The 11,261-nt window shown below is 45.9% G+C and carries 7 protein-coding genes; 6 read left to right on the top strand and 1 reads right to left on the bottom strand.

Features of this window, described 5'->3' with window-relative positions:
- From A6049_RS13950 to A6049_RS13935, 4 genes are all read left to right on the top strand, one after another.
- A partial coding sequence (locus A6049_RS13950) for an exosporium glycoprotein BclB-related protein (protein ID WP_275078633.1) occupies positions 1-708 on the top strand: 708 nt, incomplete at its 5' end.
- Positions 709-953: 245 nt separating this feature from the next.
- The gene (locus A6049_RS13945; RefSeq protein WP_063565217.1) at positions 954-1,784 is read left to right on the top strand and encodes an AraC family transcriptional regulator; all 831 of its coding nucleotides are present in this window, start codon (positions 954-956) and stop codon (positions 1,782-1,784) included.
- A gap of 76 nt (positions 1,785-1,860) precedes the next feature.
- Positions 1,861-3,090 (top strand): multidrug efflux MFS transporter, encoded by a 1,230-nt coding sequence (locus A6049_RS13940; RefSeq protein WP_063565216.1) that lies wholly within the window; start codon positions 1,861-1,863, stop codon positions 3,088-3,090.
- Positions 3,062-3,655: a hydrolase gene (locus A6049_RS13935; protein WP_063565215.1), complete on the top strand. Its 594-nt coding sequence runs from the start codon at positions 3,062-3,064 to the stop codon at positions 3,653-3,655. The genes A6049_RS13940 and A6049_RS13935 overlap by 29 nt, the downstream gene beginning before the upstream one ends.
- Positions 3,656-3,774: 119 nt before the next feature.
- Here A6049_RS13935 and ytaF read toward each other — a convergent pair whose 3' ends face one another.
- Complete coding sequence (ytaF, locus tag A6049_RS13930) at positions 3,775-4,398, bottom strand: sporulation membrane protein YtaF (RefSeq protein ID WP_063565214.1); 624 nt, start codon at positions 4,396-4,398, stop codon at positions 3,775-3,777.
- Between the two features lie 165 nt (positions 4,399-4,563).
- Here ytaF and A6049_RS13925 point away from each other — a divergent pair, with 165 nt between their 5' ends.
- Entirely contained in the window at positions 4,564-5,223 is a 660-nt protein-coding gene (locus A6049_RS13925; protein ID WP_063565213.1) for a DUF1232 domain-containing protein, read from the top strand.
- Positions 5,224-5,876: 653 nt separating this feature from the next.
- Positions 5,877-11,075, top strand: a complete 5,199-nt coding sequence (locus tag A6049_RS13920) for a S8 family peptidase (RefSeq protein ID WP_095206086.1) — start codon at positions 5,877-5,879, stop codon at positions 11,073-11,075.
- The last annotated feature ends 186 nt before the right edge of the window (positions 11,076-11,261 follow it).

Here is an 11,261-nt window from a genome sequence, read left to right as displayed (position 1 = left end):
ACCGGTGTGACTGGAGCGACAGGAGTAGCTGGAGTCACCGGTGTGACTGGTGCTACGGGAGCCGCAGGATTGGCTGGAGCCACCGGTGTGACTGGAGCGACAGGAGTAGCTGGGGTTACTGGTATAACAGGAGCTACGGGATTGGCCGGAGTAACTGGTGTTACTGGCGTAACGGGAGCTACAGGTTCGGGAGCCATCATTCCGTTTGCTTCTGGTGGTCCAGCCATTTTGACAACACTCGTTGGTGGATTGGTTGGTACTACAAGCCTGATTGGTTTCGGTAGCTCGGCAACGGGAATAAGCTTGGTCGGGGGCACCATTGATTTAACAGGGTCAGTAGTTGGCCCACTCATTAACTTTGCATTTTCAGCTCCAAGGGATGGCGTTATAACTTCCATTGCTGCGTACTTTAGCACAACCGCAGCCTTGTCATTAGTCGGTTCAACGGTAACCATCACAGCACAACTGTTCAGCTCGCCTACGCCAGACAATGCATTTACGGCTGTTCCTGGAGCTGTCGTGACGCTGGCACCTCCACTTACAGGTATTATCGCATTGGGCACCATCTCCAATGGTATAACAACCGGATTGGCTATCCCGGTGACTGCACAGACACGTCTGTTGCTGGTGTTCTCGGCGACAGCTGCCGGACTCACACTTGTGAATACCGTTGTCGGCTATGCAAGTGGTGGCTTGAATATTACTTGATTTACTAACACGCAATGAGAATAAATAAGTCAGGAAACAAGCTGAGCTCCATTTGTATTGGAGACAGCTTGTTTTTTTGTTCTTTTAGGTTTATCTTCGTCACAAACAGGATTGAATGAATCAACTGAAAAACCATCCTCAGCTGAAACCCCTGTATACTAAACATGCCACTCTTTGGAAATCCTGAACAGGTGAACCGGAAGAGCGAATGAGACAGCAAGAACGATATGTGCGTGGAGGGAACCATGAATATAGAACAGCTTTTTTTTCATATTTTATACTGCAACTCAAGGAAGCCGAATGAACTTCGGACATTTTCCAATAAAGGGGTGCGAACGCTTCAGCATCATGAACTCATTTTTATTACAGGCGGCAAAGCGGAGATTACCATTGAGAGTAAAAGACATACCATTCAGGAAGGCGTCCTGATCTACCTTCAACCGGATGTGCCTCACTTGATAGAGATTGACTTTAAGAATCCCATAAGTTTTTTTTCGGTTCACTTCAGTTATGTCCGGATCGAGCAGAATGACAATACATGGACTGTAAACGAGGACGTCGAGATGTTTCCCTTACCAGCTGTCCAGCAATTACAGGATTATTATCAATTGGAAGAAGTATTTAAACATATGGTAGACACTTGGCATACAAAACTGCCGGGTTATGAGTTTAGCACCAAGTCCTTACTACAGCAATTGCTTATTGCGATCGGCCAAAATCTAAAAAAGCGGCATCGTAATTATGCGACATCCTTGAAAGTGGAAAAGATCATCAACTATATGAATCAACATTTGCATCGTAAAGTCACCTTGACCGAACTATCTGAGCTCGTGCAGTTATCAGCCCCGTATTTATCAAGAGCTTTCAAAGAGATTACAGGATACTCCATCATAGAATTTTTTAACAAACTGAAGATGGATAAAGCAAAAGAGATCATTTTGGAAGGAAACAACAAAGTTAAAGAGGTGGCGCAGGTACTCGGTTACACGGATGAATTCTATTTTAGTAGGCTATTTAAACAATTGGAAGGCATGAGTCCAACGGAATTTTACAGCAAAAATGTCCATGGAGTTTAACATAATGCATGGTGTATAGCCGTTCTGATCGCTAAGATGAGGATATGATTCTGAAGCGGGAGGAAGGCTTGTTGATATGCCGCTGTGGAAAAGAAATTTGATTGTATGCTGGTTCGGAATGTTTGTGACCGGAGTAGGCATGAGTCAGATCGCACCGATTTTGCCGCTGTACATCAAGCAGCTTGGTGTGAATGACTCAGCAGCGATTGCCCAATTCTCCGGAATTGCCTTTGGCATCACGTTTATACTTTCCGCCATTTTCTCCCCCATATGGGGAGCGGCTGCCGACCGATGGGGGAGAAAACCAATGCTGCTTCGAGCCAGTTTGGGGATGGCTGTAGTGGTAGGTTGTATGGGGTTCTCAACAAATGTGTATATGCTCATTGGACTTCGGCTGCTACAGGGTGTCATCACAGGATATAGCACCGCCTGTACAACGCTGATAGCGACCCAAACCGATTCCAAACATGCGGGTTATGCTTTGGGAACACTTTCAACCGCCAACATCGCAGGTTCCTTGATCGGTCCGACAATTGGTGGATTCATAGGGGTAAATTGGGGGCTCCAAAATTCGTTTTTTATAACGGGTGGGCTGATGATGATTGCCTTTATTACGACCGCCTTATTTGTGAAGGAATCGTTCACGCGAGAGGACAAGGTGGTGCTTGGTCTTAGGGAAGTATGGCGAAAAGTGCCCGAGAAAAGTCTGACGATTAACTTGTTTGTTACTTTTTTTGTACTCACTGTGGCCTTATATTCGGTGGAGCCTATCATTACCGTATATATTACGCAGCTTTCCGGTAACACTTCGCATGTTGCTCTGTTGGCTGGAATCGTGTTCTCGGCATCAGGATTGGCCAATCTCATTGCTGCGCCAAGACTGGGTAAGCTTTCGGACCAAATAGGTGCACAGAAGGTCATATTGGTTGCTCTTTTAGCTGCCGGAATTCTCTTCATAGCACAGGCGTTTGTAACGAGTCCGTGGCAGTTGATGGGCCTGCGTTTCTTATTGGGATTGGCGGCAGCTGGGCTAATTCCTTCGGTGAATACTCTGATCAAAAAAATTACACCAGCTTCCCTGACTGGTAGAATGTTCGGTTTTAACATGTCAGCAGGATATCTGGGAGTATTCGGCGGTGCTGTTTTAGGCGGACAAGTGGCTGCCTGGATGGGAATACGATATGTGTTCTTGATTACCAGTGCATTGATATTGATTAATGCTGGCTGGGTGTATTTTAAGGTATACAAAAAACTTGAAACGATTGGGAGAAAAGATCATGGAAAACTTGAAAAAAGCAGAAGCTGAACAGCTTACAGCTGAAAAAACAGCGCTGGTCGTGATTGATTTGCAAAAGGGGATTGTGAATAGCCCGCTACAGTCTCCACATACAGGTGAGCAGGTGGTGCAGAATGCGGCCAAGTTAGCACAGGCTTTCACGGAAAAGGGAGCTTTTGTGGTGCTTGTAAAAGTCTCTTCAGTCGATGGAAAAGACATGTTGAAACCAAAGACGGATATGGAACGGGGAGCGATTCAGTTTAGCGCAGACTGGGATCAATTCGTGCCTGAAATGACTGCCCATACTCCTTATCATACGGTTGCCAAACGTCAATGGGGTGCTTTCTTCGGTACGGATCTGGACCTCCAGTTGCGACGTCGGGGAATAGATACCATTGTATTATGTGGCGTTTCTACGTCAATCGGTGTAGATACTACAGCCAGAGAAGCTTATCAGCACGGTTATCAACAGATTTTTGTAGAAGATGCAATGACAGCTGCAACCAAGGAAGAGCATGACTACGTTTGTAAAACCATTTTCCCCAGATTGGGTCGGATTCGCTCCAGTGAAGAAGTGGTTACGGCACTGAAATAAGATGAGCCGGTAAATAACCCAGGATTCGGACAAGACAATAATCCGTTAAGAAAAGGTTTAACATGCTCAAAAAGGAGACAGCTGATCAGATGTCTCCTTTTTGGAATTTGCATACATGATCAGAACAAATTATTGGCTGCAATCAGCAACAAGAGAACCCCGCTGACAAGCGTTCCGAATTGTCCCAATGTGAATGAACCAATACGAACGTTTGCCGCTTTGGACCCCATCCACACGCCAAACCATACGGTAACAAAACTGCCGATCGCTGCGGTAAGGGAAATATACAAGGGGGATAAGCCCATCAGCCCTGCACTTAAGCCATTCGTCAGTGCGTTTGTCGAAAGTGCAACACCCAGAATCAACGCTTCCAGAACTCCAATATGATTCGATTTGTCCAAATCTACACGTTCCGGATTTTGTAAAATAGACCCGATCCCGAGGGTTTGGGAATCGGTCTCTTCGTGATCTTTCTTCTTGCGGGGAACGGATAACAAGATGATACGAAAACCGATAACGAGTAGGATAAATGTCCCCAGTAGTATAGGGAAAACGCCAGGTAGTACGATCGAAATCCATTTTCCGAACAAAATGCCTGAATAACTGAACAACAAACAAACAACGGCAATCAAAAAATTCGAAAATAGGCTGATTCTGATTTTTCTGATCCCGTACGATAGTCCGACACCCAGATTGTCAAGACTCGAAGAGACGGCCAAAGCAAGAATGAGCATCCACGCCATACAATCACCTCATGATCTGTATTCTGCTCTTAATGTATGTCGTGTTGAGATTCATGTGCCCGTCCTTGAGAAAAATGCAACAAAACGCTGCTGATGAAGAAAGAATAAAGTAAACTTTCACCACATTGTCCCATATACTAGACTATCGATCATATCTCTGGAGGGATGCTGGTGAGAGCAAATGATCAAACAAAGGATTGCCATATCGGAGATTTGATCAAGCCTCTGCTTGCCAGACGCTCTCTCTCGATGCGCAAATTCAGTACGTTGTGCGGAATGGACACGGCCACCATTTCTCGGATTCTGAACGGAAAGCAGCAACCGAAGCTCACGCATTTACAGATCTTTTCCGAACATTTGGATGTATCTCTGGATCATCTCATTGAGGCTGCAGGCTACAAAATCGATAACGCAAAAAGAGTGGCCGAGCGGGGTATTCTGGATTCGCTTGAATCGATCAAGACGGTCCTGCAACATACGAAATTATTTGACCTCGATGTGACAACAGAGCGGATAGAACAGGAAATGGTTAAGTACGAACAATATGCACGTACAGATGAAGGGCATCGAATAATATGTAAGGAGTTTGATCTAAAAATCAATCAGATAAACGGTGCAGGACCGTTCATTGAACATTTGAAGGAAATGCATATTCAATACTGTGATGAGATTACACCCGAGAACGATCGTTCTCTGATCGGTAGTGCATTGTTATATTTTATTTCGTCTGCGGATCTGATCCCGGACTATCTCTTTCCGATTGGTTATCTGGATGATGCCATCGTTGTGTATCTGGTGTTGGATCGTCTGAAACAACGAACATGACAAGATTGGTTTGGGAGAACCCCAAAAGAACGGCGCGAAGTTTCTCGCGTCGTTCTTTTTACTATCAGAGTGAATCAGTCATAGTTATAAAGAACTGTTTGGATCAATTAAAAAGCCGTGGTATTCACATTTGCGAAAAACATATGATTAACGGAGAGTCATTAGACTTATGAAAGCATTAAAAAGGCTTATTTTCTATTATTTTCTATAAAAGTGCTTGTATATCTCTTTTTATGACTCTATAATATACCATAAATATACAATTAGATTCTAAATTTTATATTATATGTAATTTTAAGAGTGTTTGTACATATTCAAGAAATCTCCTGATCTATCCAGATCAATCATACTCCCATGTAAAGTAAGCGTTCTTGCTAACGCCGGTGATTACCCTCCTTAATGAATGCGAATAAACTTCCACCCACAAGATTAATTGATCTGAAATTCACCTCTTCCATATACGCTAAATTTGGCTACTTATAATCTTTCACATGCGATGTAATTTAATAACCTGTCCTGTAAAGGAGGTGAGGCTTGATGTAAATGAACGCAACACGTCTGCCCATGTTGAGGCCGTTTCATCGTTTTCATTTTTAGAAATGGATACAGTAAATCACTGTATTACAAAAACCGGGTAAAAGGAGTGGAAAAGTTTGATAAAGATGAATCGTTTACGCAAGCCGCTGTCCATGGGCCTGTCGCTTCTCCTTGCATTATCTATCATACAACCGGTTTCAGCTGAAAACGCCGCATCGCAGAAGATTGACATGAAATCCAGTTCGGACAAAATCACTACTTCCAAAGTCAATGCCAAATTAAGCAAGGAATTTGAGAGTAATGATTATGTAACTTATCTGGTGAAAATGAAAGAACAGGTAGATACTGCCTCTGTCTCCAAACAAGCCATGCAAAAGGCAACAATCGAAAAGCAAACGGCTTCGGCAACGAAACTGTCGGTACGAAGCACCGTTGTCAGCTCTCTGCGGGAAACGGCCTCGCGATCTCAGTACACACTTGAAAGTTTTCTTGAAAAGGAACTTGACCTTGGCAAGGTCAAAGAATATAAAAGCTATTTCATCGTTAATGCACTGGCAGTAACGAGCACCAAAGAAGTCATGGAACAGATTGCACTTCTGCCTGAGGTAGATAAAATATTGCCAAATGAGGAGCGTTTTCTGCAAAAAACCGAGGTCAGTAATGAAAAAGCAACCGCAGCCCCTGCGGCAGACACTACAACGATCCCGGCAAAAGAGTCGCCAGCGAAAGAAAGCGCAGCGGCTAACGATAAGAGCCTGCAGACAGAGAACGTAGAATGGAATATCGATTCTATCAACGCGCCAGCAGTCTGGGATAAAGGAATCGACGGTACAGGAATCGTTGTTGCCAACCTGGACAGCGGGGTCGATTACACGCATCCAGCGCTTCGGAGCAAATGGAGAGGGCTTGATGCTTCGGGAAATATCGTTGATCCCGAACTAAGCTGGTACGATCCCCATAGCAATGCTTCGCTTCCTGCGGATGGAGACGGTCATGGTACACATACCATGGGTACGATGGTAGGCTCCGAAGCGAACGGCACCAACAAGATTGGGGTTGCTCCAGGGGCAAAATGGATTGCCGTTCGGATTTTCAATCCGAGTACCACGGATGCCATTATACTGGATGGCGGTCAATGGCTGATTGCTCCAGTGGATGCTGAAGGAAACTTGCATCCTGAGCTTGCCCCGGATGTGGTTAACAATTCCTGGGGTGGTGGTCCAGGATTGGACGAGTGGTTCCGTCCAATGGTACAGGCTTGGCGTGATGCACAGATCTTTCCGGAATTTTCAGCCGGGAATGTGACACTGACGAATCCGGGAGGTCCAGGTTCGGTGGCGAACCCTGCGAACTATCCAGAGAGCTTCGCTACGGGAGCAACGGATATCAACGGGAATCTGGCTTCTTTTTCCCTTCTTGGTCCTTCCCCTTATGAGGAAATTAAGCCGGAAGTTTCGGCTCCAGGTGTTAACATCCGTTCCTCTGTTCCGGGCGGAGTATATGAGGGTGGCTGGAACGGCACGTCCATGGCAGGCCCGCATACCACTGCACTGGCCGCACTCCTGCTTCAAGCTAATCATTCCCTTACGGTTGATCAGTTAGAGCAGATCATTATGGATACAGCTACACCGAGAACAGACAGCCGGTATCCAAATTCGCCAAATAACGGTTACGGTCATGGCATTATCAATGCACTGGATGCTGTGGGCTCTGTCCTCGAAGGCATAGGCACGGTATCTGGCAGGGTTGTCACAGCTGGTGACGATCTGGAAGCGCCGGTTCTGGAACATACGCCTGTCAATTCTGCCTTTACGGGGCTTGATATTCCACTGACTGCACGTGTTACCGATAATGTCGGTGTAACCACAGTGGAGGCATTTGCCAAAACAACGGGCACGAGCCAATACGTATATCTGCCGATGAATCGAGTAGCTGGGGATGCCAAAGATGGAACTTATACAGCGACAATTCCGGCATTTCTAATCGAGTCACAGGGTTTGGAGTACTATATCCGGGTCAATGATTATGGCAACAACGGATTCGAGAGTGAAGTTTACAAGGTTGCTGTCTCCAATGGAGTCCAGCCTGGGTATCTGCAAGATTTTGAGGAAGACAATCTGGGCTTTACTTCGGGTGGAGTTGGCAACACTTGGGCATGGGGAGCACCAACAAGTGGACCGGGAAGTGCCTACTCTGGTGACAAAGTGATTGCAACTAATCTGACTGGGACTTATGCAGCCAACAGTAATGCTTACTTACTTGCACCACCAATTGATCTTACCCAGAGCCCTGAGGGAGCATTGTTATCCTTCAAGCACTGGTATGATTTGGAGAGCAATATCGATTTTGGCAAAGTGTACATTGCAACAGAGGATAGTGACTTCGTATTTGAAGAGGCATTGAGCTTTACAGGTGCCGGTGGAGGCTGGAAAACGCAATATATTGACTTGCGTGAATACGCCGGTCAACAGGTATTTATCAAGTTTAATCTGACCAGTGACAATTCCGTTCAGAAGGCTGGTTGGTATATCGATGACTTTTCAGTACAAGCTCCAGATGATATTGCTCCGGGAGCACCAAGCGGATTGTCCGCTTCTGCCGACATACTGGGGAATGTAAACTTGTCCTGGACGGGATCGGACGATGAGGATCTGAAATCCTACAACGTATATCGTTCAACGAATTCAGGCACAGGTTATGAATTGCTCGGAAATACATCTGCAACGACATTTACGGATACGGCTACAGTAACAGATTCGACTTATTTTTATACGGTAGCCGCTCTTGATTATAGTGGCAATGAGAGTGACAAGTCGAATGAGGTATCCGTGACCGTGGAGGTCTCTGAAGATATCTTCATCGATCACTTTGATGGCAACAGTGACAATGAGTGGACTCATTCCGGCACCAAGGACGAGTGGGAACGCGGAGTACCTGTCGTTGGACCTGCCAGTGCGGTTTCTCCGCCGAATGTTTGGGCAACCGATCTGGACAGTACCTATGAGAACGGTTCTAACTATTCTCTGGTATCGCCAGTCGTGGATCTAACTCAGGTGGATCAAGCTACGCTGACGTTCAATCATTGGTATGAAATCGAAAGTGGATACGATTACGGTTATGTTGAAGCCACGAAAGACGGTGGCAACACATGGTCGGAGCTCGGTAAATTCTCTCATTCTTCAAATGGAAAACAATGGACTCCGGTATTTTACGATCTGGCAGCTTTGAAGGGGAATGAAGTTCAATTCCGGTTCAGATTGACTTCAGACAGCAGTGTCGTCAAGCAAGGCTGGTACATCGATGACTTCCGCATTCTGGGTATCGCCGCTGAGACGGTTACAAAAGATACGGCAGTTGTTCTGAACAGCGATAAGCCTAAGCCGGAATATGATACTTCTTGGTACAAAATTTCAAGTACGGACAAGGCCGAATTTAATAAAACCAAACAGGAACAGCCCGAAGTACAGAAACCTGGAACAGGTTCTGTAACGCCGCAAAGTTTGCCTGCAAGTGCAACGGTCACTGTTCTGGAAACAGGACGTTCAGTGAAGACGGACCCGACGACAGGCAAATACAGTTTCACTCACGTGGCGGGTGATTACACGTTGAAGGCTGAGGCCTATGGCTATTATCCTCAAACGAAGGCGGTAACCATCACGGATGGAAGTGGAGCAACAGCCAACTTCAATCTGGAAACCATTCCTCAAGGAAAGATTGAAGGTATTGTGAGCGATGAACGGACAGGGAAACCTATCGCTGGAGCATCCGTCCTCGTGTTGGAAGATGCTCAAGTAGGTGCTGTACGCACAGGAGCAGACGGTAAATTTGCTCTGGATGTTCTGGAAGGAAGCTATACGTTATCGATCATCAAGACGGACTACTATAGCAAAACGGTAAATGTAACAGTACCTGGAAACGGTACAGTCGAAGCGAAAGTTGCCTTAAAACCATTTATCGGATTTCCTGGTGAAATCGCTTATGACGATGGAACGGCTGAAAATGCAAGAGCCTTTGTGGCCGCAGATAACGCATGGGCTGTACGTATGACGCCAGAACTAGAGACAGCACAGCTTACAGGTGCATCACTTCGATTCTGGAATACACAATGGCCTGTACCAGGTGGAACAGCATTCAAATATGCCGTCTATGATGCCTCCGGATCGGGTGGAGCGCCAGGCCGATTGCTGGCAGGACCTTTCGACGGTACGGCATTGCGCAATGATCAGTGGACAATCGTTGAATTTCCTGAGCCAGTAGTGGTACAAGGCGATTTCTATATCGTGTATGTACAGACTGCTGTTGGAACGAGCGCACCTGGACTCGCAACCGATGAAAACGGTGTGAATGCAGGGCGGAGCTGGCAGCGTGTAGGTGGCGTATGGAGTACTGCACCAGCAGAAGAGGGTAACTATATGATTCGTGCAGTCGTGAAATATCCAGTGAATGCACCTGTACTCACACAACCGACGAGCACCTATACCAATCAGTCGACATTTGCTGTGTCTGGAACTTCTCCAGCTTCAGGAGCCCAGATCAAGGTATATAATGGAAAAGAAGTAGCGGGAACAACGACAGTGGAGAATGGAAAATTTAAGCTGAATGTTAAACTTCGTGCAGGGGTTAATGCCATTACTGCCGAGGCGGTAGTTAACGGGAAAACGACCGATCGCTCCCTTCCAGTTGTGATCATCTTGGATCAGACAGCACCTGTGTTAACTGTCCTTACACCTGAAGAAGGAAGTCGAACTAACACAGAAGTGGTTCATGTGACGGGCGATGTACAGGACCAATTCCTCGATAAAGTGACCATTAACGGACAGAAGGTGAAATTGGAGCAAGACAGAAGTTTTAATCACCGCGTACTTGTGAATGAGGGCAAGAACACGATTACAATCATTGCGACAGATATTGCAGGCAATAAAACAACCGTGACACGGACTGTTTATGTGGAAACGTCTTTGCCTGAACTGACCAATATCTCTCCGGCTGAGGATGTACGGATTGTGGCAGGAGAAACTGTAACGGTTTCGTTCGACAGTATCCCCAAATTACAGGCCTCTTTCCGGATTGAACTGCCATCCAATTTGAGCACACAGGCTGGCGCAGAGATTCCATTGTTGGAAACGGAACCTGGTCATTATACAGGGACCTATACCACTGCATCTTCGCTGGTGCTTGAGGGTGGAGTGATCGTGATCCGTGCTCAGGATGCAGCAGGAAATAAAGTCGAGGTGGAAGCGCCAGGACGGTTATTCGTATCTGCAGCAGAAGCTCCGGACACGAATGTGCCAGTTGACGAAAATCTGTTACCTTAATCGAAGCATCACAGAGATGCTTATAATCCAGCTTCAAATTGAAACAGAAACGATGATTTGAAAATGTAAAGTGAAAAGCCGACAAGCCCAAAGAAGAGGGGGTTGTCGGCTTTTTGTATGTAAATTCAAGAAGTATTGCCTAAGATTCGTTCAATGATATTGCATATGATGCATGAACTTAATGAA

The sequence above is a fragment of the Paenibacillus sp. O199 genome (genome assembly GCF_001636635.1).
Classification (GTDB): Bacteria; Bacillota; Bacilli; order Paenibacillales; family Paenibacillaceae; genus Paenibacillus; species Paenibacillus marchantiae.
The sequence above is the reverse complement of the archived record's forward strand: the minus strand, read 5'-3'. Positions and strand labels throughout refer to the sequence as shown.

Coding starts and splice junctions, on each gene's coding strand:
- ytaF (WP_063565214.1), bottom strand. CDS start 4,398: ATGGCGTGGATGCTCATTCTTGCTTTGGCCGTCTCTTCGAGTCTTGAC.
- A6049_RS13925 (WP_063565213.1), top strand. CDS start 4,564: ATGCTGGTGAGAGCAAATGATCAAACAAAGGATTGCCATATCGGAGAT.
- A6049_RS13935 (WP_063565215.1), top strand. CDS start 3,062: ATGGAAAACTTGAAAAAAGCAGAAGCTGAACAGCTTACAGCTGAAAAA.
- A6049_RS13945 (WP_063565217.1), top strand. CDS start 954: ATGAATATAGAACAGCTTTTTTTTCATATTTTATACTGCAACTCAAGG.
- A6049_RS13940 (WP_063565216.1), top strand. CDS start 1,861: ATGCCGCTGTGGAAAAGAAATTTGATTGTATGCTGGTTCGGAATGTTT.